Origin of the sequence: Streptomyces sp. NPDC053541 (genome assembly GCF_044544705.1) — a bacterium.
Taxonomy (GTDB): Bacteria; Actinomycetota; Actinomycetes; order Streptomycetales; family Streptomycetaceae; genus Streptomyces.
The window spans coordinates 309,921-336,182 of sequence record NZ_JBITXM010000011.1; the positions used below are offsets into that span (position 1 = coordinate 309,921).

Consider the following 26,262-nt stretch of genomic DNA (forward strand, 5'->3'; position numbering starts at 1 on the left):
CCGGCCGGTTATGTACGTGGCATACGTCGGCACCACGGTGGGAGAGGGCAGTCATGGCCACAGGTACGGTTCTTCTGGCGACGCGCGAGTCGGGTGCGCCCGGCGGAGCGGTCGGCGAACAACTGCGGAGGATCGGCAAGGAGCTGGAAGCCCAGGGCTTACTCGTACGGTGGGCGGCCGACGCCCGGGACGCGCAGGCCGTGCTCCGCACGGAGGCCGGTCTGGTCGGGGCCGTGGTCGCCTGGGACCTGGACCCGCAGGCCGGGCCCGGCGGCACCGAGGGCGGTGGCCCGGAGGTGCTGCGGGCGATCGGGCGGCGGTTCAAGGACCTGCCCGTCTTCCTGCTGATGCCCCAGGACTCGGACAGCGAGTTCGAGCGACTCCCGCTGTGGGTCGCCGAGGTGGTGACCGGCTACGTCTGGGCCCTGGAGGACACGCCCCTCTTCATCGCGGGCCGCGTGGCCGCCGCGGCACGCGCGTACCGGGACGGCGTCCTGCCACCGTTCTTCAAGGCGCTGCGCCGCTTCGACGACGCGCACCAGTACTCGTGGCACACCCCGGCGCACGCCGGCGGGGTCGCCTTCCTGAAGTCGGCCGCGGGCCGGGCCTTCTACGACTACTACGGCGAGCGCCTGTTCCGCACCGACCTGTCGATCTCGGTCGGTGACCTGGGCTCGCTGTTCGAGCACAGCGGCCCGATCGGCGAGGCCGAGCGCAACGCCGCCCGCGTCTTCGGCGCCGACCGCACGTACTTCGTCCTCCACGGGGACTCGACGGCCGACCGCATGGTCGGCCACTTCAGCGTGATGCGCGACGAGATCGCCCTGGTCGACCGCAACTGCCACAAGTCGGTCCTGCACGGCCTGGTGATCTCCGGCGCCCGGCCCGTCTACCTCGTCCCGACCCGCAACGGATACGGACTCGCCGGCCCCCTGCCCCCGGCCCGCCTGGACGCCGACGCGGTACGGACGCGCATCGCCGGCCACCCGCTGGCCGCGGACGCCCTCGGACCGGAGGCGCAGTACGCCGTGCTCACCAACTCCACCTACGACGGCCTGTGTTACGACACCGTCCAGGTTGCGCGGACCCTGGCCCCGAGCACGCCGCGGCTGCACTTCGACGAGGCCTGGTTCGCGTACGCCCGCTTCCACCCGCTGTACGAGGGCCGGTACGGGATGGCCGTCGGCGCCGACACCTTCGACGACCCGGCACGCCCCACCGTCTTCGCCACCCAGTCCACGCACAAACTGCTCGCCGCCCTGTCCCAGACCGCGATGGTGCACGTCAAGCCCTCACCCCGGGCACCCGTCCAGCACGAGCGGTTCAACGAGACGTTCATGATGCACGGCACCACCTCGCCGCTGTACCCCGCGATCGCCTCGCTGGACGTGGCCACGGCCATGATGGACGGGCCGCAGGGCCGGGCGCTCATCGACGAGGCGGTCACCGAGGCCGTCCGCTTCCGGCAGACCGTCGTCCGCACCGGCCGCCGGATCGCCGGCGCCGGCGACCGGCCCGGCTGGTTCTTCGGCGTCTGGCAGCCCGACACCGTGACCGACCCCGCCACCGGCGAGCGCCTGGACTTCGTCGACGCGCCGCCCTCGCTGCTCGCCTCGGACCCGCGCTGCTGGCAGCTGGAACCGGGCGCCGACTGGCACGGCTTCGAGGGCCTGACCGAGGGCTACTGCATGCTCGACCCGGTGAAGGTGACCCTCACCTGCCCCGGAGTCACCGCCACCGGACACACCGAACCCCGGGGCGTCCCGGCCCGCGTCCTGACCGCCTACCTCGCCACCCGCGGCATCGTCGTGGAGAAGACCGACAGCTACAGCACGCTCATCCTCTTCTCCATGGGCATCACCAAGGGCAAGTGGGGCACCCTCATGGACGCCCTGATGGACTTCAAGACCCTGTACGACACTGGTGCCCCGCTCGACCGGGTGCTGCCCGCCCTCGTGGACGCGCATCCGCACCGCTACACCGGCCTCACCCTGACGCAGTTGTGCCAGGAGATGCACGAACACCTCACCGAGGCCGAGCTGATCGACGCCCTCGACACCGCCTTCCGCGAGCTCCCCGAGCCCGTCGCACCCCCGCAGCACTGCTACCAGCGCCTGATCCGCGGCGGGACGGAACGCCTTCCCCTCGCCGAGGCGGCCGGCCGCGTCGCCGCGGCGATGGTCACCGTCACCCCGCCGGGCATCCCCGTCCTGATGCCCGGCGAGGCCATCGGCGCCGCCGACGGCCCCCTGCTGCGCTACCTCGGCGCCCTGGAGGCCTTCGACCGCGCCTTCCCCGGCTTCCACAGCGAGGCCCACGGCGTGACCATGGACCCCGCCACGGGCGCCTATCTGATCGAGTGCGTCCGGTAGCGGGATCGGTAGCGGGATCGGGATCGGGAGCGGTAGCGGGAGCAGGCGTGGGCGCTGACGGGGCGTGAGAGCCGGACGACGGGGTACGCGAGCGGCATCCGACCCGACAAGGGAGGAACACATGGGTCTGGGAGTCTGCATCATCCTGATCGCCGTCGGCGCCATCCTCACCTTCGCCTCCGACTGGGAACTCGACGGGGTCAACCTCGACCTCGTCGGGCTGATCCTGATGGCCGTCGGCATCATCGGCACCGCCGTCTACACGAGCATCCTGCGCCGCCGCCGGGTCGTCGTGCCGCCGGTCGCCCCGACGGTGGCGGACGACGAACGGCGCGACGACCTGCTCTGAGACGCCCGTCAGGAGCGCCGCAACCGCTTCTGTTGCTGCTCCTCTCGGTGTTCCCGCTCCGAGCCGTCCCGGCCGTACAGCGCGGCGACGGCGGCGGCCGTCGAGGCCAGTTCCGCGCGGACGTCCGGCGGCTCCAGCACCTCGACGTCCGGACCGAAGGCGAGCAGCGAGTGGACCGCGCGCACGGCGGGAAACGCGAGCTCCACCTCCGTCCAGCCGTCGCCGCGCTCCACGGGGGCGGCGGCCACGTTCCCGGCCTGGATCCGCAGGAACATGTCCAGGCGTTCCCGGCGCACCCGGCAGGTCGCGCGCAGGACGGCCTCCCGGATGCCCTCCACCCGATCCCGCAACACGGACCACACCTCGGCGAGCCCGTGTCCGTGCCGCCGGCGCACCGGCTCGTCCGCGACCTCGGCCGTCACCACCCGGTCCGCGCGGAACAGACGCGGCTCGCCGTCCCGGTCCGCCACGAGGTACCAGACACCGGCCTTGTTCACCAGACCGTACGGATCGACGGTGTAGTCGCACGGCGCGGTCGTGCCGCCGTGACGGTAGCTCAGCCGAAGCCGCCGGTCCGTGAACACCGCCCGCTGGAGCGTGGCCAGTTCGACCTCGGCCGGCTCGCCGGCGCCGCGCATCCAGCGCACCGGGTCGACCAGGATCCGTTCGCTCGTCAGCTCCGCCGCCGGACGGTGCCCGGCCGGCAGCGCGGCCATCACCTTGCGCAGCGCCGAACCGATCGCGCCGCCGAGCCCCAGTGCCTCGTACGCCCCGTCCACGGTGAGGACGAACAGGGCACGGGCCTCGTCACCGGTCAGTCCGGGGACGTCGGTCCGGTAGCCGGGCAGGAGCCGCACACCGCCCTTGCGGCCCTTCTCGACCCACACCGGGACGCCGGCGGCGGAAAGCGCCTCGATGTCGCGGTAGATCGTACGGACCGACACCTCGAGACGGCGGGCCAGTTCGGGGGCCGAGGCGCCCTCCCGGGTCTGCAGCAGGAGCAGGATCGACAGCAGTCGGTCGGCCTTCATGGAGGACGAGTCTAAAACCCTGACGGAGGGTGTCAGGGTTCGGTTGCGAGTGTGGATCCGCGTCGGCCGGGGCACGCGGCCCCGGCCATCGACAAGGAGCATGCCGATGGACCGCACGTTCGACCCCCGCCCCCTTCTCCTGCGCGCCCTCGACCAGTTGGAGAAGCTGGCGGGCCGCCTCGACACCGCCCGGCTCACCCGGGAGACCCCCTGTACGGAGTACGACCTGCGGGCCCTGCTGGGCCACACGATCGGCGCGGTCCACCGCATCGCGTACGTCGGCGAGGGCGGCCGCGGCCTGGACCTCCCGGCGGCCGCCGGGGAGATCGCGGACACCGACTGGGGCGGTGCCGTCGGCCGTGCGCGCGAGCGGCTGGCGGCGGCCTGGGCCGAGGACGCGAAGCTCGACCGGGAGGTCGAGGTGCCGTGGGGCCTGGTCCCCGGCCGGATCGCCCTCGGCGGGTACGTGATGGAGGTGGTGACCCACACCTGGGACGCCGCCCAGGTGATCGACCCGGCGACCGAACTGGACGAGGAACTGTCCCAGGTGGCCCTCGGCATCGCCCAGCAGGTGCTGCCGCCCTCGCGGCGCGGCCCGGAGGTGCCGTTCGGAGAGGTCCGCGCGGTGCCGGACGACGCCGACGTCCACACCCGGCTGGCCGGCTGGCTCGGCCGGGCGGTCTGACCGGGCGATCAGACCGGGCGGTGTGGCCAGGCGGCCGTGACGGGGGTGTCCCCGAGGGGCCGGCCGCCTGGTGTTTCGGGCTCGCGGGGGCCGGGCGCGGGTGGACTATCTTGGGCGGCAGCGAGACGAGAAGGAGACACCCTGTGGCTTCCGGGCAACAAGCGCGTGCACAGGCGGCCGCGATCACGCCGGGCCGGCGCTCGTCCGAGGCCGAGGCCGCAGCGGCCCCTCCGGCCGAGCGGCTGAGAGAGCTGTTCGGCGGCCACCGGCTCTCTCCCGCGCAGCGGCGCATCGCCCAGTTCCTGACCGACCACCTCACCGAGGCCGCGTTCCTCTCCATCACCGAGCTCGCGGAGCGGGTGGGCGTGAGCCAGCCGTCCGTGACCCGGTTCGCCTCCTCGCTCGGCTTCACCGGTTACCCCGCGCTCCGGGAGGCCCTGCAGCCCATCGCGCTGAGCGCGGTCGCCGGCGTCCCGGGCGAGGGGGAGGGGCGGCACGGGAACGAACTGCAGTCGGCGATCGACGCCGAGATCGAGAACCTGATGTCCCTGCGGCGCGCCCTGGCCGACCCCGACCGGATCGTCGCCATCGGCCGCGAGCTGGCCCGGTCCGTCCCCCTGACGGTCGTCGGCCTGCGGATCTCGGTCTCCCTCGCCGAGTACTTCGCGTACGCGGCGCGCCGCATCCACCCGGACGTCCGGGTGGTCACGCGCGGCGGCAGCGTCGCCTACGACGGTCTGCTCCAGGCGCGCGAGGCGGGCGGCACCTGGGTGCTGGCCTTCGCGATGCCCCGGCACGCCAAGGAAACCCTGGCCGTCGTCCGCGCCGCCCGCGGCGTCGGCCTGCGCGTCGCGCTGATCACGGACCTGACGCACGGCCCCCTGGCCGAGGAGGCCGACGAGGTCTTCACCGCGGGCACCGGCTCCCGCCTCGTCTTCGACTCCTACGCGGCGCCCGGCCTGCTGTCGGCGGGCATCCTCCAGGCCATGGCGGACGCGGACCCGGAGCGGACCCAGACGCGGCTGGAGAAGTACGAGCACGCGGCCGAGCAGCACGACTTCTTCCTGGACGACTGAGCCCGCCCGAGGCCGTCCGGCGCATGATCGTTCCGCATGAAAATTTTCATGCCCTTGCTTACTTGGCGGTATATATATTTACTAAGGGGACCCTCGCGGGTTCGAACGGATCATCGACAGCCGGTCCCCCTCCTCCTCGGACGGCCACCGATGCTCCGGCGGTCCCCTCCGCGTCGCGTTTCCGCGGGTGCGCTGTGGCGGCTCCGATCGACCCCTGGGTCGGAGCCGCCCCACAGCGACATGCCGGACTCCGGTGGGCGAGCGGCAGGAGCTGCGGGGGATTCACGTGGCCGGCGGGACACCGGGAATGCGGTAGCCGATCCCCGGCGTGGTCGTGATGACCGGCGGACCGCCCAGCTTGCGGCGCAGTCGGCTCACCGTGACGGTCACGGTGTTGGTGAAGGGGTCGGCGTTCTCGTCCCACACCTGTTCCAGGAGGTCCTCGGCGCTCAGGAAGCCCGGGCTCGCCCGCAGCAGCGCCTCCAGGACCGCGAATTCCTTGACGGACAGTTCCAGCGGACGCCCGTCGCGCAGCACCGTTCGCAGCACGGGGTCGAGTTCGAGGCCGGCGGCGCGCAGCGTACGGGCCCGGGCGGTCGGTCTGCGGCGGGCCAGGGAGTGGATCCGCAGGATCAGTTCCGGGAAGTGGAAGGGTTTGCCGAGGTAGTCGTCCGCGCCGAGGGTGAGCCCGCTGACGCGGTCGCCGGGAGCTGCGGCCGCGGTCAGCATCAGCACCATGGCGCGGTCCTCCCGCTCGGTGATCATCCGGCACAGCGCGTCGCCGTGCAGACCGGGCAGGTCACGGTCGAGGAGCACCACGTCGTACGCGTTCACCTCCAGCTTGGCCGCCGCCGTCAGACCGTCGTACGCGACGTCGACGGCCATCCCCTGGTCCCGAAGCCCCTCGGCGACGACCTCGGCGAGCGACCGCGCGTCCTCCACCACCAGCACCCTCACCGCGTCCTCCCCGCGCACCGGTCACCGGCCGCCGCCGTCGGCAGCGCCGCCTCGACGCGCAGGCCGCCCTCCGGCCGGGCCACCAGGACGAGCCGGCCGGCGTGCGCCCCGACGATCGCCGAGACGATCGACAGGCCGAGCCCCGAACTCCCCTCCGGACCCGTCCGGTCGGCGCCGAGCCGCTCGAAGGGCAGCGTCAGCCGATCGACCCGGCCCTGGTCCAGGACGGGCCCACCGGTCTCGACGACGAGGAGCGCCCCCTCGTCCGTCCGCTCGGTGGCGATCCGGATCCAGCCGCCGTTCTCGTTGTGCACGATCGCGTTGTCGATCACGTTCTCCACCATCCGCGACAGCAGCGTCGCACTGCCCCGCGTCCAGACCCGCTCCCGGATCCCGTCCTCGACGGTGAGTGCCTTCGCCGCGAGGTCGGCAGCCCGCGCGCTCAGCGCCGCGCGCGTCAGTGCGTCGAGCGCCACCGGCTCCCGGTCGGCCAGGGCGCCGTGCTCGGCCCGCGCGAGGACGAGGAAGCCGTCCAGCAGGTGGTCCACCCGGTCGAGCTCGGTCCGCAGCCGCCCGGCCAGGGCGAGGGTCTGCGCCGCCGGCTGCGGTTTCGCGACGGCGACGTCCAGCGACGCCCGCATGGTCGCCAGCGGCGTGCGCAGCTCGTGCGAGGCGTTGCCGACGAACCGGCGCTGCGCGAGGAACGAGGCCTCCAGCCGCTCCAGAAGCCCGTCGACCGTGTCCGCGAGCTCCTTGACCTCGTCGGCGGGGCCGGCCACGGCGAGCCGCTGGTGCAGGTTCTCCGCTGAGATGCGACGCGTCGCCGCCGTGATCAGCCGCAGCGGACGCAGCACCCGGTCGGCGAGGACCCGGCCGAGCAGGAGCGAGACGCCCGTCATCACCGCCAGCGCGAGCAGCGAACCGGCCAGCAGGCGGTGGTTCTGCTGCGCGTGGACCTCCGCGAGCTGCCGGCTCAGTTCCCGGACCTGCTGCTCGGGCGAGGCGGAGCCCGGTTCGGCCCCCGGCCCCGGCGCCTGCTCCGGGGCGAGCGTGGTCTGCAGCGTCCCGGACATCAGGTACGTCAGCGCGAGCAGGACGCAGCCGGAGGCGAGGAACCCCGTGGCGTACAGGACCGTGAAGCGCCGGCGGACGGTCCCGCCCCCTTGCCCGCCCATGGCCCACCCCCGTCTGCCCATGGTCCACCATCCTTTCCCTTTCCCTTGCCCGCTTGCCCGTTTGCCCGCCGAGCCGGTTCCGGCCGGGCCCGACCCAGCCTGCCCGGCCGCGCCTTACAGCGAGGTGACAACCGCCGTTCGGGCCCTGTCACGACCGCTCCCGTAGACCGGAACCATGTTTCCGACCACAGAACAACTCCGGCGGGAGTGGAGCGAGTTCCGGCGCGTGGGCCGGCTGCTCGCGATGGCCTGCGCGGCCCTGGCCCTCGTCGCCCTCGGCCTTCTTCACGCGTCCGGCAACCACGCCTCCTGCGACGGGCCCTGCCCGGACCGGCCGACGGCGCCGGACGGCACCCTCGTCCACGACCGCTTCTCCTTCCTGCACCGTGACATGGGCGCCCACGGCAGCATCACGGTCCGGCTGACGTCCATGACGGGCACCCTCACCTACCCGCCGCCGCACCACGACCGGATCGTTCCGGGCCTGGTGCCCTGGGCGAAGGCCGGGATCATCATCAAGGACGGCCTCCGCCCCGGCTCCTCGTACACGGCCCTGATGGTCACCGGCGGCCACGGGGTGCGGATGCAGTACGACTACCGCCACGACATCGCCGGCAGCACCGCCCGGGTCACCGGCGGGGCGGCGCCGCGCTGGCTGCGGCTGACCCGGTCCGGCGACACCGTCACCGGCCACGAGTCCGCCGACGGCAGGACGTGGACGCGGGTCGGCACCGCGCGACTGGCCGGACTGCCGGAGACGGTGCGGGTGGGGCTGTTCGCCACCTCTCCCGGGGACCTGACCCTGCGGGAGACCGGCCTGGGCGGCGCCACGGAGCAGGTGCGCTGGACGCAGGCCGGCGGCACCTTCGACTCCGTCGCCCTCCAGGGCGCGGCGGCCGGACGCTGGAGCGACGGCGCGGTCGGCGAGCGGAACCGTACGGACTGGGAGAAGGACCACCTGGCGTCCGGAGCGGTGGAGAGGAACGGCACGATCACCGTCACCGGCGCGGGCGACATCGGCCCGGCGGGCGCCGAGGACGGCGTCAGCCCGGTGGAACGCCTCCTCGGCGGCCTGATCCCGGCCCTCCTCGTCGTACTCGTGGTCGCGGCACGGTTCGCCGCCACCACCCGCCGGACCGGGCCCACGGCCGGCACCGGCACCGGCGCCGGTTCCCGCACCCGGGCCCGCCCCCGGCTCGCCGCGCAGGCGGTCGTCGTGGCGGCCGTCACCTTCGTGACCGCGCTCCTCGCCCTGGGCATCGTGATCCCCGTCGGCCTGGCGATCCTGAAGGGCAACGGGGTTCCCGTCATCGGCGTTTCCGCGTTCACCGGAACGCGGCTCGTCGTCGGCACGGCCGGCGCCCTCGCCCTGGCCGCGGTGCTCGCCCTCGCGCTCGGCTCCCTCCTGCGGCGCGCCTGGCTCGCGATCCTCGTCGCCGTCCTGGCGGTCGCGGTCCCGTACGCCGTGACCTCGATCCCGCTGCTGCCCGACGGCGTGGCCCAGGGGCTGCTCCGGGTCACTCCGGCCGCCGGCTTCGCCGTCCAGCAGACCCTCGTGGCGTATCCGCAGGTCGTCGCCCACTACGCCCCCTCCGCCGGGTACTTCCCGCTCCCGTGGTGGGCCGGGGCCGCCGTCCTGTGCGCGTACACGGGCGCGCTCCTGGGACTCGCCCTCAACCGTCTGCCGCGCGGCGACGGAGGTCCCGGAGCGGCCGTGGGCCAGGGATGATCCGGGGTCGGCGCGGGAGCCGGTGGGCTCCCGCGCCTCGGCGGGGGGTCAGCCCAGGGCGAGCCATCGGATGCCGAGCCGTTCGATCCGCGCCGCCTCGGACGCGTCCAGCGGCTCGCGGCCGGTGGCCTTGCGCAGGAGACGCGGCCGGCTCCAGCCCAGGGCGTCGGCGGCCGCCTTGTGCTCCGCGCCGAGCAGCAGGTGGAGCACGGTGTCGCCGGCCGCCTCGGTGAGCCAGGGCTCGTGTCCGAGCGCGTCGGCGAGATCGAGGCCGTGGACGGCGACTTCGACGACTCGGGTGATCAGGAACTCCGACAGGAGCATGGCATCGCCATGACGACTGAAGACGGTACGGCCGGCCGGCTGGGCACGGCACAGCCGGTCGACCCGCCGCCAGACCGCGGTGAAGTCCTCGGCCGGGCCGAGCCCGTCGGCCGGCCCCGCCGCCCGGTCCCGCGCGAGGGCGATCCGCGCCCGGTTGGTCCGCGACGAGAAGCGCTCGTCCGGGCGGTAGTAGTCCGCGGCGGAGATCCCGGCCTCCTCGGGCGTCGGCCCGGCCAGCATCCCCGGCACCCAGTCGATCACGACGCACACATGCCCGAGCAGTTCGCGTACGGACCAGGGCGTGCAGCGGGTGGGAAGGTTCCACTCGGCTGCGGACAGTCCGGACACGGCATCGGTGAGGGCCTGGGACTCCCGACGGAACGCTTCCAGCGCGTGATCGCGACTCATGCCGGGGACGCTACCAACTGGGCACGGCCAGCGGCCTGTTCACGAGGGGGCCGCCAGGGGCCGGTTCCGGCCCGCCGGTGGCCGCTCCACCGCACGCTCAGCGCTCGTCGAGCGCGGCGGCGACCCGGTCCATGACGTCCTGCCAGTGCCCGCGCCGCCGTTCGCGTTCCTCGGCGCTCGCCAGGTGCTCCTGGTGGAAGCGCAGCATCGTCCGGGATCCCTCGGCCGCCGGGGCGAGCGCGACCTGGACCGTCGTGGTGCCGTGCGTGACGCGGATGCGGTCCCCGGGGCGGTAGCCGCGCACCTCGCCCGCCACCCCGTCGGCCGTCCGGTACGGGGCGCCGCGCTCCGGAGCGAGGGCCGCGCCGGGGCCGAGCCACAGGGCGATGCCCTCGGGGCCGCTGATGAAGTCCCAGACGACGGCCGGGGGATGGGGCAGCGTGCGGGAGACGCCGATCTGCCAGCCGGCGTCCTTGGTGAGTCCTGTGGGCATGGCGGTCATCCTTCCTCGGTGTGACGGGCGCGCAGCGCCCTGACCTTGTTGCGGTTGCCGCAGTGCTCCATCGAGCACCAGCGGCGGCGTCCTGGGCGTGAGGTGTCGACGTAGACGAGGTGGCAGTCCTCGGCGGCGCAGGTGCGGATGCGGTGTTTGAAGGGCCCGCTGAGCAGCTCGACGGCGTCCCGGGCGACGGTGGCCGCCAACTGCGTGCCGGTCGGGGTCCCGGCCCACTCCCGCTCCCCGCCCGGTGTGAGGGCGGGGGCCAGGGCGGGGCGGGCGGCCGCCTCGTTGATGACCTCCAGGTCGCGGGGCGGGTGCGGCTCGCCGCGCGTGTGGGCGATGACCACCCGGAACAGCGCGTCGCGCAACGCCCGTAGGGCGGCCACTTCCGCTGCGGAGACGTCGAGCACCGGCGACGGGGTGAGCCGCGACCGGTCCGCCCAGGCGGCGACGTCGGCCGGCTCGTGCAGCACCTCGTACCGGCGGTACGGGCCGGGACCGCCGGTGGTCAGCAGTTCCAGGCACAGCGCGCCGGGGTCGAACCGGTAGGCGACGCCGGTGTGGGAGCGCAGGGTGAGGCCCTTGAATGCCGAGGGATCCATGTAACCAGTATAAGCGGTTACATGACGTCGGGGGGAGAAGTCGACCCCCACCGCCCGGTGGCGACGGTCGCCGGACTCGTGCCGTACCTCGGCGGGCACCGGCCGTCGGCGGTGTCGCGTTGAAGGCGAGCAGGTGCCGCGAGCTGCCGATCCGACGGCCTCGTCGACCGGAACGACTCCCTCCTCGTCCCGGCAGAGTGAGGGTGAGGGCCGTCGGCCCGGACGTGCGAGCCGCGAGGGGAAGTTCAGCGCATCAGCTCCCCGGCGTTGACGAGCAGCGACTGCCCGGTGATGGCCCGCGCCCGGTCCGAGGCCAGGAAGGCCGCCGCCTCCGCCACGTCCCCGTCCGTCGCCAGCTCCGGCAGCGCCATCCGGTCGGTGAGCCGGGCCAGCACCTCGGCCTCCGGCACCTGTTCGGTGTCGGCCGTGAACCGCACGTACGCCTGCACCGGCGGCCCCCACATCCAGCCCGGCAGCACCGTGTTGACCCTGATCCGGTACGGACCCAGCTCGCGCGCCAGCGAGTACATCGCCGAGGTGAGCGCACCCTTCGACGCCGCGTACGCCGCCTGCCGCACCTGCGAGGGCGCCGCCACCGCCGACTGCGTGCCGATCAGCACCACCGAGCCGCCGCGCTCCTTCAGGGCCGACAGGCAGGCGCGGGTCATCCGCAGCGTGCCGAGCAGGTTCACGTCGAGGATGCCCTGCCAGGTGCCGAAGTCCGCGTCCTCCAGGCCCCCGAAGTACGAGTCCCAGGCGGCCACGTGCACCACGGCGTCGATCCCGCCGAAGCGTTCCACGGCGAGCGCCGCGAGCGCCTCGCACTGGGCCTCGTCGGTGATGTCGGTCGCCCGGTACGCCGTCCTGGCACCGTCCGGGTCGATCTCGGCGGCCGCCTTGGCGAGGTTGGCCCCGGTGCGCGCACCGAGGACCGCGTTGCCCCCGTCCCGTACCACCGTCTCCGCCACCCGGTGCCCGAGCCCGGCACCGACGCCCGACACGACGACGGTCTTTCCCTGGAGCAGCATCGCGGCCTCCCGACTCTGGTCATTCATCTGACGGGCCGTCAGAGTAGGTGTCCGTCACCGACAACGGAAGACCGGGAAGGGGTACGGGAGTTGAGCGAGGAGACCGACCACGGGACCCACCACGAGACGTACGCGGAGCTGGCCGCCGTCGGACCCTACGGCGTGCGCCCCGGCCACGCGCTGATCACCATGGTGGAGCCGCACCCGGGCCACGAGTACGCGTACAACCGCTGGTACGAGGACGACCACTACTACGCCGGTGCCATGGCCATGCCCTGGATGTACGCCGGCCGGCGCTGGGTCGCCACCCGCGCGCTCCAGGAGCTGCGCTACCCGGAGAAGTCCGCGGTCGCCCAGCCGGTCACCGCGGGCGCCTACCTCTCCACGTACTGGATCACCGAGGGCCGCTACGACGAGCACATGAAGTGGACCGTCGCGATCAACAAGCGGCTCAACCGGGACGCCCGCGTCCACCAGGCCCGGACCCACGTCTTCACCGCCTTCCAGGACCACGAGGCCACCGTCTACCGCGACGGCGCCGCCGGCCCCCGGGACTTCCACGCCCTCGACCACCCTTACCGCGGGCTCGTCCTGCAGGTCGTCGACGCCGAGGACGCGGCCGGGCGCGCCGAACTCCTGGAGTGGCTGCGGACCCGCGAGCTCCCGCATCGGCTCGCCGGCTCCCCGGCGGCGATGGTGACCGTCTTCCGCCCGACTCCGCTGCCCGGCGACCGGATGGCGTACGTGAAGCAGGTCGAGGGCGTCGACACCCGGCTCACCCTGCTCTGGTTCCTGGAGACGGACCCGCGCGACTGCTGGGAGCGGCACTTCACCGGCCTCGACGCGGGCGGCCTCGGCCGCGTGGAGCTGGTGGCCCCGTTCCTCCCGACGGTGCCGGGGACGGACCGGTACGTGGACGAGCTCAGGTGAGGCGACGGGAGACCAGGAGCGGGCCGGAGCCCCCCGGGCAGTGAACCGGCCTGCGGGGCACCGCGAGGCAGGCCGTAGGGTTCTGCCTCGTGGCTCACCTCGAGATATCCGACCTGATCACGGCGGTGGAACCCCGCACCGGCCGCCGTCTCCCGGTACGGCGCGCCGAGGTGATCCAGCAGCTCCTCGCGAGCGGCGACGGGCGCGCGGCCCGCATCGTCTCCCGGCTGCCCGTGGACCGGGACGACGTGCTCGACCCGCAGGCCGTGGACACCCTCCTCATCAGCGTGCACACCGAGCTCCAGCGCCTGAGCGAGGAGCTCCGGATCGGCGAACGCCTCGTCCACGTACTCGACCCCCTGTTCACGGCCATCCGGGCGACCACGCCGGGCACGGGGCCGTACCGCCTGGTCGACGTCGGTTGCGGCCTGGGCTACCTGGTCCGCCGGCTGGCGGCCACCCACGCCCTCGGGCCGGACGTCGAGCTGGTCGGTGTCGACCTCGACGCCGCCCTGGTCGGCGAGGCGGACCGGCTGGCCCGGGCCGAGGGGCTCGGCTGCCGCTTCGTCCACGGAAACGCCTTCGACCTGCCGGAGGCGGCGACCGTCTACGTCTCCACCGGCGTGCTGCACCACTTCCGCGGCCCGGCCCTCGCCGACTTCTTCCACGCCCAGGCCGCCTCACCGGCCCTCGCCTTCTGCCACTTCGACATCGCCGCGACCGGACTCGCCCCCATCGGCGCCTGGGTGTTCCACCACGCCCGGATGCGCCACCCCCTCGGCCGCCACGACGGCGTCGTCTCCGCGCGGCGCGCCCACAGCGACGCGACCCTGCTGCGCGCTGCCGCCACCCCCGGGATCCGGCCGCTGCTGTACGAGCCGCGCGGCTCGGTGAATCCGTTCTGCACCACGCTGCGGCCCGTCATCGGCGTGCGCCCCCACCTGGAGGCGCCGCTCCGCCAGGCCCTCGGACGATCCGCACGCCGACTGGTCGGCCCCGAGCACCTGGCCGAGGCCACCGCATGACGCCCGCCCTCCTGCTCGCGCTCCTCGGCCTGGTCGACGCGTCGTTCAGCGGTTTCCGCGCCTACGCCGGCCGTGACGCCCGCATCCGCAAACGACGCGCCACCGCACGAGCGGCCCTACGTGGCCTCTCCGTCGGATCCGTCCTGCTGCTCGCCCCCGTACTGACCGCGGTCACCGTGCTGCTGACCGCCTCCGACCGGGCCGCGACCTTCGACACCCTGGTCGCCGGAGCCCTCGGCTACCTGCTCCCGCTCACGCTGTACACCGCCGTCGTCCTCGTCTCGCTCCTCGCGTACTTCCTCCTCCCCTTCCGGGCCAGCACCCTCGCGGTGGTCATCGGCCTCGGCCCCCTGACCCTCCTGCGCCCCCTCGCCCTCGCCGCCGCCTGCGCCGGCGCCCTCATGAACGGCGGCGGCCCGCCGTCCCTCCTGGTCGGAGTGATCGCCGGCGCCGCCGTGCTGTGCGTGGAACCGGTGGTGCACCGCCGCTGGTACGCCCGCGTGAGCTGAAGCGCCCGCGTGAGCTGGCGCGCCCCCGACGAGCCCCCCGTTCGGCCGCGCCCGAGGTGCGGGCACGCGGGGCGCCTGATAGGCCGGTGAGCGGTGGAGTCCTTGCGTCGGTCGGTCGGGCAGGCCGGAGTCCAGGAACCGGAGCGGAGCGGACCATGGCCACGTACGCACTCGTCGTGATCGACATGCTGAACGCCTACGAACACGAGGACGCCGAGGCACTCGCCCCCTCGGTGGCCGAAGCGCTGCCCGGCATCGTCGACCTGCTCGAACGCGCGCGGGCGGCCGGTGTCCCGGTCATCTACGCCAACGACAACTTCGGCATCTGGCGATCCCACCACGGCCGGATCCTGGAGACTGCCCTGTCCGGCCGCCACCCCGAGCTCGTCGACCCCGTCCGCCCGGACGACGACGCGATGTTCGTGGTCAAGGCCCGCCACTCGATCTTCTACGAGACCCCGCTCGCGTACCTCCTGCGCACCATGGACGTCGACGAACTGGTCCTCACCGGCCAGGTGACCGAGCAGTGCGTCCTGTACTCGGCCCTCGACGCCCACATCCGACACATCGGCGTCACCGTCCCCCGAGACGCCGTGGCCCACATCCACGCCGACCTCGCGGAGGCCGCACTGCGCATGATCGAACGCAACATGGGCGGGCGCGTGGTCACCGCGTCCGACGTGGAGTGGTGAGGGGCGGCTCCGTCGACGACCAAGGACCTCCTCCACGCGCCCTGGTACCGCCCGGCCTGCACCCACGCGAACATCGGCGGGTCGCAAGCCCGCAAGCCGCTTCCGACGGCTGCCGGCGGGGCCGGGCGACATCGCGCACTATCGCGGCGCCCGATGCTGGGGCGAGCCGGTACCGCCTCGTGGAGGGGAGACGTGAGTGTTGAGTGGGAGTTGCATGCCGGCCGGCCCGCCCGGGACTGGGATCGGTCCAGGGCGACGCTGATCCGTGGCTCGTACGAGCATGGCGACGCCCTCGCGTCGGTGCTGCTCGGCCCCGGGGGAGCCGCGCAGGGCAATTTCGGGCAGGTGGACCCGTACGGCGACACGCTGTTCAACGAGCAGCAGGCGGAATCCGCGCTGAGCGAAGTGGACGGACTCCTACGGCGGTGTTCGGGGCCGTCCCAGACGGCCGCCGTTCTCGCCCTTGAAGAATTGCCGCGCTGCTGCTCGCAGACTCCGGGCAGCTATCTGTGGTTCGTCGGCGACTGAGCGTCCGAGCCGGTCCGCGGCCGACGGCCCCGGTCCTGTGGGCCCCGGTGGCCGGCCACGAGCACGCCACCACCCCGCTTTCTCACCGGCGCCCTCACCACGGAAGACTCCAGCCCATGGATTGGTTTCCCGCGAACCCGGACAGCCTGGACGACCCCGTCACGCTCGTCGACGAGCAGGGCACCTGTTGGACGCTCCATCGCAAGCGCCTCGACCTCCGCGTCGTCCGCCGGCTGGTCAAGGACGCGACCGCGACCGTGATCTGGGGAGACATGGGAGGCATCGTCCCCCGGGCCGTCGATGGAGCCGAGCGCTCCCTGCTCTGGCCCCGGATCAAGGACGCGTACAAGGGCCCCGGCGGGGCGGGGGAGGACGGCAGGTACCTGGCTCATGAGTTCCGCGCCGACTCAGGACGCCGCATGGTGTACGTCGAGGACCACTGCTGAGAGCGGCGGGAGGCCGACCCTACCCGCGTCGCAGAGTGTAGATCTCCCACGCGTCGGGATCACCGATGAAGACGTACAGCTTCGGGTGCTCCCGGGTGCCGTAGACGCTCCAGCTGTCCATGCCGGCCGGGCAGGAGTCGACGGTGACTTCGACCTCCTGGGAGTACGGGCCGTCGGCGGGGTCGTACGTCCACGTACCCGTGCCCGTGCAGGGGCGGACCCGCGGTTCGAAGGGGTCGACGGCGTCGTCGTACGCGAAGGTGTCGACGCGGTGCGCCGTGGCGCGTCCGTCCGGTGCGAGGGTGAGGGTGCCGCCCTTGCCGTCGGAGTAGGTGCCGGCGAGCTGCCGCGCGTTCAGCCGCGGCGGCTCGTACCCGATGCCGGCGGTCAGCGCGATCCCGGCGAGGGTGCAGGCCGTGACGACGGCGAGCGTCCCGTACAGCGCGATCCGTCCGAACACCGCGCCTCCGGAGAGCCGCGGTCGCCCCGGCAGCAGCAGCCTGCGGGCGACGAGGGCGGGCGCGGCGAGTGCGATCGTCGCCGCGAGCCACCCGCCGAGGCACGCCACGGCGCCGGCCTCGGCGAGCACCCCCAAGACGGGCACCGGCAGACCGGCGGCCGCGGCCACGGCCGGCACCCACCACCACACCTCGCGCCCGGTGAACCTGCGGCCGAGCCAGGCCGCCACGGTCAGAAGCGGCATCACCACGCCCATGGTCACCAGGGCACCGAGGAGCGCGCCGGCGGCGGCCACGAACGGCGCGGCGATCACCATCACGACGATCCCCATCGCGTTGTAGGGCAAGGCGGGGCTCTCCCGCGCCTGTCCCCACACGAAGCCCGCGATCATCCCGACCGCAGCCTCGACGAACATCACCGACACGGAAGCCGTCACGACGGCACCGAACCTGTCCCACACGCGCGTCTGGGCAGGGGTGTGGGCATCGGCCGGGACCGGCGCCGGCGCCGGCACCGAAGCCCGAACGTCTGAACGCATTCAAATCCCCTCCGGCCGTCATCATGCCCTACGCCGCCGCGGCTCTGCCCGGCACCCCAGGCGCGCGGGCGGTCGAACGTCTCCCGGGTGTCAGGACTGCCGACTCGTCGCTCGGGCGAGTCCCGTTCCGACGCTTGTCAGCATGTGGCGCAGGAGGTGGAGCGCCCTCGCCCGAGTGGGCGCTCCGCGCGATGTTCCGACCCAGTAGGCGCCGGTGAGGGTCTCTGTCGCCGCGAGGATCCGGCCCTCGTCCCGGCCGGCCAGCACGAGGAGGAGCCGCACGTAATCGCCGATGTCGGTGCCCTGGGGATGCTCGTGCTCGAAGGTTCGCAGGCGCGGCTTCAGGGCGGGCAGGGTGCGTTCCGTCGGGAAGACGACGGCGAGACCGGCGAGAGCGAGGCGCACTGCGGGGCACTCGGCCGACCAGCGGCCCAGCAACCGAGGAAGATGAGCGCGGACCGCACGGCGGGCCCGGGCCTCGTTGTCGGCGTCGGCGTGCGGCGGGGTCGTCGGCCAGGCCTCGGCCAGATGGCGTTCGGCGACGGTGGCAGCGCTGAACAACACGTCGACGGCTTCGAACCGCCGTCGGGCCGGAACGCGCTCGTCGAGCGCGAGGGCCACGAGCAGGACGAGGCCCTCGGCGGTGCCGGGCCGGCACGTGTCCTGGTGCAGGATCTCGCTGTGGAAGTCGGCGAGGAAGCTCCGGTCGTCGTCCCAACAGGGGTCGATCTCCGATCCGAACAGCAACATGGCCTGGACCGGCCGCCGGCCAGGCAAGCGCTCGGCGATGACCTCCCGGAACAACTGCCGGATCGGCGGCTCGGAAACCGCCGGGCCGGGCCGTGCCTGATCTGGATCGGGGGGCGTGTCCATGATCGCCGCAGCCTACGGGAGCGACTCGGGACCGGTCAGCCGCTCGTCTCCGGGCGGCCGGCTGCCGCCTGCAGCAGTGCCGCTGTGCGCGGGTCCGCCGGGAAGAACGTCTCGATGGCGATCTCGTCGAGCGTGACGTCCTTCGGCGAGCCGAACACCGTCGTCGTGTACAGCAGGGCGAGTTCCCCGTACTCGGTGGCCAGCCGCAACGGGACGACGAGGTCGTGCTCCGGCCCGTCCGGAGCGATCGGGGCCGCCGCCTGGTCGGACTGCGGCGGCGCCGGGTAACTCTCCAACTCGGCCAGCAGTTCCGCCAGACCGGCGGCGGACGTCCGCTCCAGCTGCCGGCGCACGCGGCGCAGGACGTGGGCGCGCCACTGAGCGAGGTTCAGGACGTGCGCGGCCAGCCCTTCCGGATGCAAGGTGGCCCGCAGGACGTTGAAGGGCCGACCGGCCCCATCCTGGGCCGGCTCTCCGGCCGCGCCGCCGAGGAAGAGCTCCGTCGCGCGGTTCGCGGCCAGCAGTTCCCAGCGCACGTTGACGGCGAGCGCCGGGTTCGGCTCGAGGCCGGTGAGGACGGCCTCGATCGCGGTGCGCGCCGCGCCCAGATCGGCGAAGGGGCGTTCGGTGTGCACGGGCGCGTAGCCGCCGGCCAGGTAGATCGTGTTGCGCTCCCGCAGCGGCACGTCCAACTCGTCGCACAGGCGCCGGATCATGTCCCGGCTGGGGTTCGCGCGCCCGGTCTCGATGCAGCTCAGGTGCCGGGTGGACAGCTCGGCGGCGATCGACACGTCCAGCTGGGAGCGGCGCCGGCGCTCGCGCCAGTGTCGCAGCAGCGCCCCGACCGGCTCGGTGGTGATCGTCATGGCGTTCAGGCTGCCCGCCCGCGTGCGCGACGGCAATGACCTCGGAGGTCATCGACGCCCGGCACCGCCCTCCCGCAGAGTCGTCACAGCGGGGCTCGGCGGGCCCCCGGCCGTAACCCGCCGATCCACGGACACCACCCGCCGATCCACAGACACCCATCGGATCCCCACCACGAAGGACACTGCCATGACCGACACGACCGTCCAGGACGTCGACCGCCTCGCCGAGCGGTACGTGCACTTCTGGAACACCGGCGCCGAGGAGGAGCAGCAGCGCCTCGCGGACGCGGCCTTCCGCCCGGACGTCGAGTACCGCGCGCCCATCGGCATCCTCACCGGGGCCCCGGCCCTGATGGACTTCCGTCGGCAGTTCATCGGCCACCTGGGCAGCGCCGAGTTCCGCCTGCGCGAACAGCCCCAGGCCCACCACGGCCGCGCCCGGCTCTGCTGGGAGATCCTCACGGGCGACGGCGCGTCCTTCGCCACGGGCACCGACGTGATCGCCCTCGACGAGGACGGCCGGATCGCCTCCGTCACCGTCTTCCTGGACCGCGCCCCCGAGGGCTTCGGGGCGCAGCCGCACGACTAGCTGCTCCCGGCGGACGGTCGGCCAAGACCTGGATCGCCGGCCAGGCACCGGGAGACGGTCCCGCACTACTGGCCGGCGCCGCCCAGCACGGGCACCAGCACCACCCTCAGCCGTTACGCATGCGGTGAGCCTCCTCCACCAGCTCTCGGGACAGCTTCGGCCCGGCACACGCGTAGTCGATCAGCAGGTTCCGGTACGAGCCGTTCGTGACGTCCGGTGCCAGGGCGATCAGCGTCTTCAGGTCGTCAGGCGAGCCGGAAAGACGTGTGCGGTAGGCGGCGTTGGCCGCCCGGAGGGTGACTTCCCGAGGTTCGTGTTCCAGGCCCTGGGCCGTGAGGCTCACGGCCGCGGCGAAGTCGCCCTGCTCGGCGCGTACGTCGGCCAGATCGAGGTAGAGGGACCAGTTCGCGGGGTCGAGGCGCACGGCGGATTCGAAGGCCGCGGCCGTCTGGTCCAGGTCGCCCATCACCCGCCAGGTGGCCGCTCGGGCGACCGCGGTCCACATGACCGGTTCGACGGCGTCGGCGCGGTCGCACAGGGCGAAGGAGAGGTCGTGGCGGCCGAGGGCCCGGGGCAGCCGGGCCATGGCGGCCAGCGCCTCCGGTACGGGATCCCGCTCGGACACCGCGTCGATGGCGTGGAGCCAGGGCGCGAACCGGTCCCGCATCGCGTCGCTGTCCAGGTCGTGGCCGTAGTCCAAGGCCCGCAGACACGCCTCTGCCATCGCCGCGGCGCTCACCGCGCCGAGGAAGCGCGCCTCGCCGAACCAGGGCGCGGCGGCCCAGGCCACGTCGGGCCGTACGCCCGTGACCGAGCCGAGGGCCATCACGGCGTCGTCCACGTTCCCGTCGAGGAAGAAGAAGTACGCCTGCGCCGGCACCGCGCTCACGGAGCGGTCCTCCGCGAGGCCCTCCTCCAGTTCCGAGCGCCGCTCCTGCCACAGCTCGGCGAGGGCCGCATAGGGCTCGGGGGCGGTCGGCGCCGAGGCAATGGACCCCGCCAAGATCTTCACGGCACCCACCGAGCTTCCGCCGCAGTGCGCCATCACAGCGGCGAGACTGACTCCCGCCGTCACAGACTGGTTCGACATCGCCGGAGAATACCGAATACCTGTGGCCATAGGTTCTCTGGCGGCGACGGTCGCCAGACCGCGCCCCGCCGACTGCCGCCGCTGACCGGCCCCTCGCGCCGAACGGCGCACCCCCGCCGTCGGATGACGTCCATCCCGAGCGGCGAACGGACGGCCGGTTGCCCGCCGGAGCGGTCGCCGGGAACACCCGGTCCTGGTGGAGGAGCAGCCGGTACAGATCGCTCACCGCCCGTTCCCGGCGGGCCGGGTCGGGGTCGAGGACGGCATCGAGGACCTCCGGAGTGTCGGGCACACCGTGCCGGCCCGTACAGGCATGGGGCAGAGCGTCCCAGGCGATGGCGGCGAGCTCTGCCTGCGCGCGAGGCGGCAGGGAGTCGGTGGGTGCACAGGGACGGTCCGGGGTCGTCTCGTTGATCACGGCGGCCGTGTTCCAGCCGCCTCCGACACATCGGCGCCCCCGATCCGCCCGGCTGGAGGCGTCCAGCGCCGGCCACGGAGCGGACGAAGTCGGTGGGACGCGGCTGTCACAGGGCTGTCACGGCCTTCGAGGGGTGTTTGACCTTGCCCAGGCCGAGAGCTGACGGTGTCTGCGTCGGCCCGGCGAGTGGCGAGGTGGTGCCCCGCGCGCGGAGATCCGGGCCGGGACGAAGAGGGGAGTTCACGTGGCGACGACGGCCTGCGTCATTTTCGACATCGGCGGCGTGCTGGAGATCACGCCGGAAACGGGATGGGTACAGCGGTGGGAGGAGCGGTTGGAGCTGCCACAGGGCACCGTCCGTGAGCGGATGGGGGACGTGTGGCGGGCCGGGAGCGTCGGCGCCATCAGCGAGAGCGAGGTGCACCGGCAGGTGGGAGCCCGCCTGGGACTCGCCGCGCCCCAGGTCGAGGCCTTCATGACCGATCTCTGGGAGGAGTATCTGGGTGCACCGAACCAGGAGTTGATCGCCCATGTGCGGGCCCTGCGCGGACGCTGCAGACTCGGCATCCTGAGCAACAGCTTCGTCGGCGCCCGGGAGCGGGAGACGGAGCGGTACCACTTCGACACGTTGGTGGAGGAGATCGTCTACTCGCACGAGATCGGCATCGAGAAGCCCGACCTCCGGGCCTTCGAGGCCGCTTGCGCGACACTGGAAGTGCGGCCGGAGAACTGCCTCTTCATCGACGACGTCCCGGTCAACGTCGAGGCCGCCCGGGAGGCGGGCATGCAGGCCCACCTGTTCGAGGACAACGCGCGGACCGTCGCCCGTATCGCCGCGCACCTGGAGGCCGCGCCCTTCCCGGCCGGGCGGGTCCTGCTGGGGTGATGCCGCGCCGGTGGGCGCGTGCCCGGCCGGCCCGGGTCCGCGTCTGCCGCATGTGCCCGTCCACGCCCTGGCCTCCCGACTACGCTGGCCGGGATCGGGGGACACGATCCCACGAGGGGGAACGAGGGGGGTACGCCATGTCGTACGAGATCGGCGCGAGGGTGAGACTGGTCAAGGACGTGCAGGTCACCGACGGTGACCCGGCGGCCGGGACCGGTCTTCCGGGACCGCTGTTCCTGGCCGAGGGCCTGCAGGGCGTGGTCACGGCAGCGGTGAGGGAAGCCGGCGGGTCCGGCCCGGACCATCTCGCGATGTTCGAAGAGCAGATCCGCGGGGTCCGGTTGGACGGCCACGCGTCCGCGCTGATCGACGGTCTGCGCCAACAGATCGTCCAGAGCGGACGGAGCGGGACAGGCGGAGGCGTCCGGTTCCGGTACGGGGTGCGCTTCGAGAACGGGTTCGTTCTGCACGGAGTGGAGGAGGACTGGCTCTCCACGACCTGAGCGCCCCCGCCTCCTCCCTCCCCGCTGATCTGCGAGGGAAGGAGCGCAGGGCTCCTCCTCCGCCGCCGTGCGGGCGCGGCTGCGCTCAGCCGGGATAGGTGAGGGAACCCAGCGGCGGACAGGGGACGAGCGTGGTGCCGGCGCCGGGGCGTGCGACGAAGGCCCGTGCTTCGGCGGCCTGCCGGAGACGGTTCTCCCGCTCGTCGGCGTACCACGCGTCACGGGTGGCGCGCGGGTCGTCCCACGTGTCGTCGATGAGACGGAGACTCGTGTTGCCGGAGCTGCGCATGAACTGCGCCTTGACGGCCGCCCGTTGCAGCGCCGTCTGGACCGCGGCGAGATCGATACGGGTGATCAGGACGCCGGGTGTGTGCGGTGCGCGGGTGGGCAGGGGAGCCTGGGGGAGGAGGGACACCCCGGTGTCGAGGCGGCCGATGTCGTCGATGGTGGCGGTCTGGGCGTCCCGCACCGCGATCTGCATCTCCCGGTGCAGCCAGAGGAGTTCGTCGAGATCCGCCTCGGTGACGCGCATGCGCCGGTACAGGGCCTGGAAGCGGGGGTCGTGGTGCAGCGGGTGCATCGGCGGTGCGTGGAACGCCACGCAGTCGTTGTAGCCGGCCGCCACGGCGGCCTCGTAGTGGAAGAGGGCCCGGTCCGTCTGCCCGTGCGTGTGGGCCAGACCGCCGAGGCTGGAGTGCCCCCAGGCGACGAGCCACGTGCCGTCGGGGCCCAGCGCCGTGGCCCGCGCGACGACGTCATGGAACGCCGCGGCGCCCACCGCGGCGGGCCCGTCGGTCAGGAACGTGACCAGCAGTTCCTGCACATGGGCGGCCAGCGAGCTGACGGACTCGGCCATGGATCTCCTCGTACCTCGGCGGTGAAGAGGGGCAGGAGGCGCCGCGGTCTGCGGCAACTCCCGTACGGATGACGGAGGGAGGGGGACGGTGGTTCCCAGCTCGGGCCCCGGGTCGCGACCGTCACGGGCAGACGGCGCGAGGGCCGGGGGCTCGGCGCGAAGGTCCGTCAGCAGGCGGGTTTCCGCCAGGTCAGCGAGTACCGGCGCAGCACGTGCCGGCGGTAGCGCACGCCGGGCAGGAGCCGCCGGGCAGCGGCCCGGACCTCCCCGTAGCTCATCTGCGGGTCGGCGACCGGCATGCCCTGCGGGCCGCTCGCGCGCCGCAGCACCTTCGTGATCCGTACGATCGGGGCGGCCGCGATCAACGCCGCCCACTCCGTCGCGCTCGCCTCGCGGGCCAGCCCGACCACGACCAGCGTGCCGCCGGGCCGCAGCAGCTCACGCATGCGGACGAGGGCCTCCTCGAAGTCCATGTGGTGGATCGCGGTCACCGAACAGACGAAGTCGTACGACGCGGCGGGAAGCTCCGCGGTGAGGAAGTCGCCCTCGAAGAAGGCGAGTCGAGGTTCTCCGCCGGCGGCCAAGGCGCGGGCGCGGGCGATCATGACCGGCGACTGGTCGATCCCGGTGACCTGCTGTGCCCGCCCGGCGAGCTTCCGGGCCAGCAGCCCGTCCCCGCAGCCCACGTCCAGGGCGTGACCGCAGCCCTCGGGCACGGCCCGGAGAATGCCCGGGTGCCGGGCGACGTTGGTGTTCCAGTACGGCTCCGCGGGCTCACCCATGGAGTCATCGTAGGCCCCCGGCCACGACGCGGGCCCGGTCAGGGCGGCCGGGGGCATGCCGGCCCGCGCCCCGATCCGGCATGCGGCGACGCGGCCAGGAGGCACACCGTACGGCGCGCGGGACCGATCTGGAGACCGGCGGCGACGAGCACCAGCACGCGCGCGGCGCGGCAGCAGCCACCATCAGACGCTCGCTGGTCGGCCGCCGGGCGGAGGCCCGGCCCGGCGAGGTCCCGGCCGAGATGGACGGCGCCGGCCGGGTTCGGGGCGGGCGGGTCCCCTTCGCGCCCCCGCACGGTGCGGGGATGCACCGGGAACCGCAACTCCTCGCAGGAGCCGGCCCGGCCCGAGCGAAGCCCTTGCCGGCGCGACGGTTGTCACGGCCCGTCACTTCGGGCTGTCCGACCGAGGACGGATCGCTCCGGGGCTCCGTGCCGACCTGCTGCTCGTCGACGGCGACCCCGTCACCGACATCACGGCCACCCGGTCCATCGTCGTCGTCCGGCGCCGCGGCGTCCGCCGGCAGCGCTGATCGGCCGCCTCCCCGCACGCCTTGGCGAGGCCGAGCCCCGACCGTCTCGGCCTCGCTCCCCCCGCCGGGACCTCCAGACCGTTGGCCCGTACCACCAACGGCCTCGGGGCCTCGGCCAGGGCCTCGTAGGGTGTGCCTCGGGAGAAGATCCGTCCAACGGCTCGGAGGTGCCATGGCCCTGCGCATGAAGTTGAGTGCGATCACACTCGACTGCCCGGATCCCCTCGCCCTCGCGGCGTTCTACCAGCAGGCCACCGGCCTCGAACCTCACCCGAAGTCGGACGCCGAATTCGCCGGTCTCCAAGGGGAGGACGGACTCCTCATCGGCTTTCAGCGGGTCGCCGACCACCGGGCACCCACCTGGCCCGCCCCTGAGGTTCCCCAGCAACTCCACCTGTGCTTCGACGTCACCGACCTGGAGGGGACGGAGGCCCGGCTGCTGGAGCTGGGCGCGGGCAAGCCGGCCGACCAGCCGCACGCGGACAGGCGGCGGGTCCTCACCGATCCGGCCGGGCACCCCTTCTGCATCGTCGGCAGCTGAGGTGATGGGCGAGGGGCGGGGCAGAGGACCCGGATCGACGACGGCCGGCGTACGTACCTCACGGACGGAGGTGAGGCCGCCCGGTTTCGGATCCGCCGGCGGACGACGGGGTGCGCGCAAGGGTTCACGAGGGCATCGGCGACGAGCGGTACGTCGCAGTGCTCAAGGTGCTGCGCGCACGACGGTGCCGACGTGGAGCGCCACAGGGAGACCGGCGCTCCCGTCTGAGCACGGCCCCTGCACGAGGGCGCCGTACGGCCCGGCCGGCCGCCACAGGTGCCAGGGGCGGCGGATGGCCTCGGCGAGGCGTTCGGCCGGGTCGATGGTGACCGCGCCGAGGCGCCCCCATCCGCACCCGCCGGCAGAAGCCGGTCAGGATGCGGGGTACCAGGAGCGGCCCTGGGCCCAGTGCGTCACCCATCCCGTGAAACCGGGCGTTCCCGGCATCAGGCAGGTGCCCGTTCGGTCGCCGAAGGGGATCGCTCCGAACTCGTCGATCAGCCATACCTGACCGCGCTGCGGACCGGAGACGACCAGGTGCCAGTACATGCCGCACCCGTCGGTGCCCAGCAGAAGTGAGCCGTGGTCGTAGACCGCGCTCACCCGGTCCTCGAACTCCTCCTCCGGCAGTGCCTCCTCGTCCTCCTCCCACCCCCAGGCGTCCGTGAGCGGGAAGGGCTCGGCAAGCAGACGCCGGGGGCGACCGGCACCCCAGTCGTCAGGTATCTGCGCGAAGGGCAACAGACCGTAGTCGGGCGGGCCGGCGGGCAGCCCGTCGCAGATCTCCGCCACGAACGTGCGGTACGGCTCGGGGAGCACGACGCCGTGCTCCGCCTCGAAGGACCGCACCGCCTGCCACCCGGCCGGCGGAGCCGCGTCGGGCTGGGACGTGACGATCTCGCGGAGGGTGGCCAACTCGTCCGGGCCGGAAGCTTCCTTTTTCATGTGGGCCATGATGCAAGAT

At 73.3% G+C, this 26,262-nt stretch carries 30 protein-coding genes; 16 read left to right on the top strand and 14 right to left on the bottom strand.

Going from position 1 to position 26,262, the window contains the following annotated elements; all coding sequences use genetic code 11:
* The first annotated feature begins 53 nt into the window (after positions 1 to 53).
* Both ACIGW2_RS28060 and ACIGW2_RS28065 read left to right on the top strand, forming a co-directional pair.
* The gene (locus tag ACIGW2_RS28060; RefSeq protein WP_399846776.1) at positions 54 to 2,372 is read left to right on the top strand and encodes an Orn/Lys/Arg decarboxylase N-terminal domain-containing protein; all 2,319 of its coding nucleotides are present in this window, start codon (positions 54 to 56) and stop codon (positions 2,370 to 2,372) included.
* Positions 2,373 to 2,493: 121 nt separating this feature from the next.
* Positions 2,494 to 2,721, top strand: a complete 228-nt coding sequence (locus tag ACIGW2_RS28065) for a DUF6458 family protein (RefSeq protein ID WP_399846777.1) — start codon at positions 2,494 to 2,496, stop codon at positions 2,719 to 2,721.
* An 8-nt stretch (positions 2,722 to 2,729) separates the two neighbouring features.
* Here the strand turns inward: ACIGW2_RS28065 and ACIGW2_RS28070 are convergent, their stop codons facing one another.
* Complete coding sequence (locus tag ACIGW2_RS28070; RefSeq protein ID WP_399846779.1) at positions 2,730 to 3,752, bottom strand: helix-turn-helix transcriptional regulator; 1,023 nt, start codon at positions 3,750 to 3,752, stop codon at positions 2,730 to 2,732.
* Between the two features lie 106 nt (positions 3,753 to 3,858).
* Here ACIGW2_RS28070 and ACIGW2_RS28075 point away from each other — a divergent pair, with 106 nt between their 5' ends.
* Positions 3,859 to 4,437: a TIGR03086 family metal-binding protein gene (locus tag ACIGW2_RS28075; protein ID WP_356066801.1), complete on the top strand. Its 579-nt coding sequence runs from the start codon at positions 3,859 to 3,861 to the stop codon at positions 4,435 to 4,437.
* A gap of 143 nt (positions 4,438 to 4,580) precedes the next feature.
* Positions 4,581 to 5,513, top strand: a complete 933-nt coding sequence (locus ACIGW2_RS28080) for a MurR/RpiR family transcriptional regulator (protein WP_391655580.1) — start codon at positions 4,581 to 4,583, stop codon at positions 5,511 to 5,513.
* 282 nt (positions 5,514 to 5,795) lie between these two features.
* Here ACIGW2_RS28080 and ACIGW2_RS28085 read toward each other — a convergent pair whose 3' ends face one another.
* Both ACIGW2_RS28085 and ACIGW2_RS28090 read right to left on the bottom strand, forming a co-directional pair.
* Positions 5,796 to 6,470 (bottom strand): response regulator transcription factor, encoded by a 675-nt coding sequence (locus ACIGW2_RS28085; protein ID WP_356066805.1) that lies wholly within the window; start codon positions 6,468 to 6,470, stop codon positions 5,796 to 5,798.
* Positions 6,467 to 7,666, bottom strand: coding sequence for a sensor histidine kinase (locus tag ACIGW2_RS28090; protein ID WP_399846781.1), 1,200 nt, complete (start codon positions 7,664 to 7,666; stop codon positions 6,467 to 6,469). The genes ACIGW2_RS28085 and ACIGW2_RS28090 overlap by 4 nt, the downstream gene beginning before the upstream one ends.
* A gap of 154 nt (positions 7,667 to 7,820) precedes the next feature.
* Here ACIGW2_RS28090 and ACIGW2_RS28095 point away from each other — a divergent pair, with 154 nt between their 5' ends.
* The gene (locus ACIGW2_RS28095; RefSeq protein ID WP_399846783.1) at positions 7,821 to 9,374 is read left to right on the top strand and encodes a hypothetical protein; all 1,554 of its coding nucleotides are present in this window, start codon (positions 7,821 to 7,823) and stop codon (positions 9,372 to 9,374) included.
* Positions 9,375 to 9,422: 48 nt separating this feature from the next.
* Here ACIGW2_RS28095 and ACIGW2_RS28100 read toward each other — a convergent pair whose 3' ends face one another.
* The 4 genes from ACIGW2_RS28100 to ACIGW2_RS28115 form a co-directional block, all read right to left on the bottom strand.
* A complete protein-coding gene (locus ACIGW2_RS28100) occupies positions 9,423 to 10,106 on the bottom strand; it encodes a maleylpyruvate isomerase family mycothiol-dependent enzyme (RefSeq protein ID WP_399846785.1) in 684 nt (227 codons plus the stop codon).
* 97 nt (positions 10,107 to 10,203) lie between these two features.
* Positions 10,204 to 10,599: an SRPBCC domain-containing protein gene (locus tag ACIGW2_RS28105; protein ID WP_356066812.1), complete on the bottom strand. Its 396-nt coding sequence runs from the start codon at positions 10,597 to 10,599 to the stop codon at positions 10,204 to 10,206.
* Positions 10,600 to 10,604: 5 nt separating this feature from the next.
* Positions 10,605 to 11,207, bottom strand: a complete 603-nt coding sequence (locus ACIGW2_RS28110) for a CGNR zinc finger domain-containing protein (RefSeq protein WP_399846787.1) — start codon at positions 11,205 to 11,207, stop codon at positions 10,605 to 10,607.
* A 245-nt stretch (positions 11,208 to 11,452) separates the two neighbouring features.
* Positions 11,453 to 12,235, bottom strand: coding sequence for an SDR family oxidoreductase (locus tag ACIGW2_RS28115; protein ID WP_399846858.1), 783 nt, complete (start codon positions 12,233 to 12,235; stop codon positions 11,453 to 11,455).
* A 90-nt stretch (positions 12,236 to 12,325) separates the two neighbouring features.
* Here ACIGW2_RS28115 and ACIGW2_RS28120 point away from each other — a divergent pair, with 90 nt between their 5' ends.
* The 6 genes from ACIGW2_RS28120 (at position 12,326) to ACIGW2_RS28145 (ending at position 16,365) form a co-directional block, all read left to right on the top strand.
* Positions 12,326 to 13,165: a hypothetical protein gene (locus ACIGW2_RS28120; protein ID WP_399846788.1), complete on the top strand. Its 840-nt coding sequence runs from the start codon at positions 12,326 to 12,328 to the stop codon at positions 13,163 to 13,165.
* Between the two features lie 89 nt (positions 13,166 to 13,254).
* Positions 13,255 to 14,190, top strand: a complete 936-nt coding sequence (locus ACIGW2_RS28125; RefSeq protein ID WP_399846789.1) for a class I SAM-dependent methyltransferase — start codon at positions 13,255 to 13,257, stop codon at positions 14,188 to 14,190.
* The gene (locus ACIGW2_RS28130; protein WP_356066824.1) at positions 14,187 to 14,699 is read left to right on the top strand and encodes a hypothetical protein; all 513 of its coding nucleotides are present in this window, start codon (positions 14,187 to 14,189) and stop codon (positions 14,697 to 14,699) included. Before ACIGW2_RS28125 ends, ACIGW2_RS28130 begins: the two co-directional genes overlap by 4 nt.
* A gap of 155 nt (positions 14,700 to 14,854) precedes the next feature.
* Positions 14,855 to 15,391 (top strand): isochorismatase family cysteine hydrolase, encoded by a 537-nt coding sequence (locus ACIGW2_RS28135; protein WP_356066826.1) that lies wholly within the window; start codon positions 14,855 to 14,857, stop codon positions 15,389 to 15,391.
* 192 nt (positions 15,392 to 15,583) lie between these two features.
* A complete protein-coding gene (locus tag ACIGW2_RS28140; RefSeq protein ID WP_399846790.1) occupies positions 15,584 to 15,919 on the top strand; it encodes a hypothetical protein in 336 nt (111 codons plus the stop codon).
* Positions 15,920 to 16,035: 116 nt separating this feature from the next.
* Positions 16,036 to 16,365 carry a hypothetical protein gene (locus ACIGW2_RS28145; protein ID WP_356066828.1) on the top strand — a complete coding sequence of 110 codons (330 nt, stop codon included), beginning with the start codon at positions 16,036 to 16,038 and terminating at the stop codon, positions 16,363 to 16,365.
* 19 nt (positions 16,366 to 16,384) lie between these two features.
* Here the strand turns inward: ACIGW2_RS28145 and ACIGW2_RS28150 are convergent, their stop codons facing one another.
* The 3 genes from ACIGW2_RS28150 to ACIGW2_RS28160 form a co-directional block, all read right to left on the bottom strand.
* Complete coding sequence (locus tag ACIGW2_RS28150; RefSeq protein ID WP_399846791.1) at positions 16,385 to 17,260, bottom strand: hypothetical protein; 876 nt, start codon at positions 17,258 to 17,260, stop codon at positions 16,385 to 16,387.
* Between the two features lie 192 nt (positions 17,261 to 17,452).
* Positions 17,453 to 18,112, bottom strand: coding sequence for a hypothetical protein (locus ACIGW2_RS28155; protein ID WP_399846792.1), 660 nt, complete (start codon positions 18,110 to 18,112; stop codon positions 17,453 to 17,455).
* 158 nt (positions 18,113 to 18,270) lie between these two features.
* Positions 18,271 to 19,101 carry a helix-turn-helix domain-containing protein gene (locus tag ACIGW2_RS28160; RefSeq protein WP_399846794.1) on the bottom strand — a complete coding sequence of 277 codons (831 nt, stop codon included), beginning with the start codon at positions 19,099 to 19,101 and terminating at the stop codon, positions 18,271 to 18,273.
* Positions 19,102 to 19,288: 187 nt separating this feature from the next.
* Between ACIGW2_RS28160 and ACIGW2_RS28165 the strand changes: the two genes are divergently transcribed.
* A complete protein-coding gene (locus ACIGW2_RS28165; RefSeq protein WP_356066834.1) occupies positions 19,289 to 19,690 on the top strand; it encodes a nuclear transport factor 2 family protein in 402 nt (133 codons plus the stop codon).
* Positions 19,691 to 19,796: 106 nt separating this feature from the next.
* Here the strand turns inward: ACIGW2_RS28165 and ACIGW2_RS28170 are convergent, their stop codons facing one another.
* Complete coding sequence (locus tag ACIGW2_RS28170) at positions 19,797 to 20,735, bottom strand: tetratricopeptide repeat protein (protein WP_399846860.1); 939 nt, start codon at positions 20,733 to 20,735, stop codon at positions 19,797 to 19,799.
* 707 nt (positions 20,736 to 21,442) lie between these two features.
* On the opposite strand from ACIGW2_RS28170, the gene ACIGW2_RS28175 reads away from it, so the two are divergent.
* Both ACIGW2_RS28175 and ACIGW2_RS28180 read left to right on the top strand, forming a co-directional pair.
* A complete protein-coding gene (locus ACIGW2_RS28175; protein WP_391656712.1) occupies positions 21,443 to 22,084 on the top strand; it encodes an HAD family hydrolase in 642 nt (213 codons plus the stop codon).
* A gap of 137 nt (positions 22,085 to 22,221) precedes the next feature.
* A complete protein-coding gene (locus ACIGW2_RS28180; RefSeq protein ID WP_391656711.1) occupies positions 22,222 to 22,587 on the top strand; it encodes a hypothetical protein in 366 nt (121 codons plus the stop codon).
* Between the two features lie 85 nt (positions 22,588 to 22,672).
* Here ACIGW2_RS28180 and ACIGW2_RS28185 read toward each other — a convergent pair whose 3' ends face one another.
* Both ACIGW2_RS28185 and ACIGW2_RS28190 read right to left on the bottom strand, forming a co-directional pair.
* Positions 22,673 to 23,443 (bottom strand): hypothetical protein, encoded by a 771-nt coding sequence (locus ACIGW2_RS28185; RefSeq protein WP_391656710.1) that lies wholly within the window; start codon positions 23,441 to 23,443, stop codon positions 22,673 to 22,675.
* A gap of 167 nt (positions 23,444 to 23,610) precedes the next feature.
* The gene (locus tag ACIGW2_RS28190) at positions 23,611 to 24,225 is read right to left on the bottom strand and encodes a class I SAM-dependent methyltransferase (protein ID WP_391656709.1); all 615 of its coding nucleotides are present in this window, start codon (positions 24,223 to 24,225) and stop codon (positions 23,611 to 23,613) included.
* Positions 24,226 to 24,280: 55 nt separating this feature from the next.
* On the opposite strand from ACIGW2_RS28190, the gene ACIGW2_RS28195 reads away from it, so the two are divergent.
* Together ACIGW2_RS28195 and ACIGW2_RS28200 are read left to right on the top strand one after the other, a co-directional pair.
* Entirely contained in the window at positions 24,281 to 24,757 is a 477-nt protein-coding gene (locus ACIGW2_RS28195) for an amidohydrolase family protein (protein WP_391656708.1), read from the top strand.
* A gap of 172 nt (positions 24,758 to 24,929) precedes the next feature.
* Positions 24,930 to 25,298: a VOC family protein gene (locus ACIGW2_RS28200; protein ID WP_399846796.1), complete on the top strand. Its 369-nt coding sequence runs from the start codon at positions 24,930 to 24,932 to the stop codon at positions 25,296 to 25,298.
* 372 nt (positions 25,299 to 25,670) lie between these two features.
* On the opposite strand, the gene ACIGW2_RS28205 is transcribed toward ACIGW2_RS28200, so the two are convergent.
* Positions 25,671 to 26,243 carry an SMI1/KNR4 family protein gene (locus tag ACIGW2_RS28205; protein ID WP_391656707.1) on the bottom strand — a complete coding sequence of 191 codons (573 nt, stop codon included), beginning with the start codon at positions 26,241 to 26,243 and terminating at the stop codon, positions 25,671 to 25,673.
* Positions 26,244 to 26,262 lie beyond the last annotated feature (19 nt).

Bases quoted from the DNA above. Each gene is read 5' to 3' on its own strand.
- ACIGW2_RS28060 (WP_399846776.1), top strand. From the start codon at position 54: ATGGCCACAGGTACGGTTCTTCTGGCGACGCGCGAGTCGGGTGCGCCC.
- ACIGW2_RS28065 (WP_399846777.1), top strand. From the start codon at position 2,494: ATGGGTCTGGGAGTCTGCATCATCCTGATCGCCGTCGGCGCCATCCTC.
- ACIGW2_RS28070 (WP_399846779.1), bottom strand. From the start codon at position 3,752: ATGAAGGCCGACCGACTGCTGTCGATCCTGCTCCTGCTGCAGACCCGG.
- ACIGW2_RS28075 (WP_356066801.1), top strand. From the start codon at position 3,859: ATGGACCGCACGTTCGACCCCCGCCCCCTTCTCCTGCGCGCCCTCGAC.
- ACIGW2_RS28090 (WP_399846781.1), bottom strand. From the start codon at position 7,666: ATGGGCAGACGGGGGTGGGCCATGGGCGGGCAAGGGGGCGGGACCGTC.
- ACIGW2_RS28095 (WP_399846783.1), top strand. From the start codon at position 7,821: ATGTTTCCGACCACAGAACAACTCCGGCGGGAGTGGAGCGAGTTCCGG.
- ACIGW2_RS28100 (WP_399846785.1), bottom strand. From the start codon at position 10,106: ATGAGTCGCGATCACGCGCTGGAAGCGTTCCGTCGGGAGTCCCAGGCC.
- ACIGW2_RS28105 (WP_356066812.1), bottom strand. From the start codon at position 10,599: ATGCCCACAGGACTCACCAAGGACGCCGGCTGGCAGATCGGCGTCTCC.
- ACIGW2_RS28110 (WP_399846787.1), bottom strand. From the start codon at position 11,207: ATGGATCCCTCGGCATTCAAGGGCCTCACCCTGCGCTCCCACACCGGC.
- ACIGW2_RS28115 (WP_399846858.1), bottom strand. From the start codon at position 12,235: ATGCTGCTCCAGGGAAAGACCGTCGTCGTGTCGGGCGTCGGTGCCGGG.
- ACIGW2_RS28130 (WP_356066824.1), top strand. From the start codon at position 14,187: ATGACGCCCGCCCTCCTGCTCGCGCTCCTCGGCCTGGTCGACGCGTCG.
- ACIGW2_RS28135 (WP_356066826.1), top strand. From the start codon at position 14,855: ATGGCCACGTACGCACTCGTCGTGATCGACATGCTGAACGCCTACGAA.
- ACIGW2_RS28145 (WP_356066828.1), top strand. From the start codon at position 16,036: ATGGATTGGTTTCCCGCGAACCCGGACAGCCTGGACGACCCCGTCACG.
- ACIGW2_RS28155 (WP_399846792.1), bottom strand. From the start codon at position 18,112: ATGTTGCTGTTCGGATCGGAGATCGACCCCTGTTGGGACGACGACCGG.
- ACIGW2_RS28160 (WP_399846794.1), bottom strand. From the start codon at position 19,101: ATGACGATCACCACCGAGCCGGTCGGGGCGCTGCTGCGACACTGGCGC.
- ACIGW2_RS28165 (WP_356066834.1), top strand. From the start codon at position 19,289: ATGACCGACACGACCGTCCAGGACGTCGACCGCCTCGCCGAGCGGTAC.
- ACIGW2_RS28170 (WP_399846860.1), bottom strand. From the start codon at position 20,735: ATGGCGCACTGCGGCGGAAGCTCGGTGGGTGCCGTGAAGATCTTGGCG.
- ACIGW2_RS28180 (WP_391656711.1), top strand. From the start codon at position 22,222: ATGTCGTACGAGATCGGCGCGAGGGTGAGACTGGTCAAGGACGTGCAG.
- ACIGW2_RS28185 (WP_391656710.1), bottom strand. From the start codon at position 23,443: ATGGCCGAGTCCGTCAGCTCGCTGGCCGCCCATGTGCAGGAACTGCTG.
- ACIGW2_RS28190 (WP_391656709.1), bottom strand. From the start codon at position 24,225: ATGGGTGAGCCCGCGGAGCCGTACTGGAACACCAACGTCGCCCGGCAC.
- ACIGW2_RS28195 (WP_391656708.1), top strand. From the start codon at position 24,281: ATGCCGGCCCGCGCCCCGATCCGGCATGCGGCGACGCGGCCAGGAGGC.
- ACIGW2_RS28200 (WP_399846796.1), top strand. From the start codon at position 24,930: ATGGCCCTGCGCATGAAGTTGAGTGCGATCACACTCGACTGCCCGGAT.
- ACIGW2_RS28205 (WP_391656707.1), bottom strand. From the start codon at position 26,243: ATGAAAAAGGAAGCTTCCGGCCCGGACGAGTTGGCCACCCTCCGCGAG.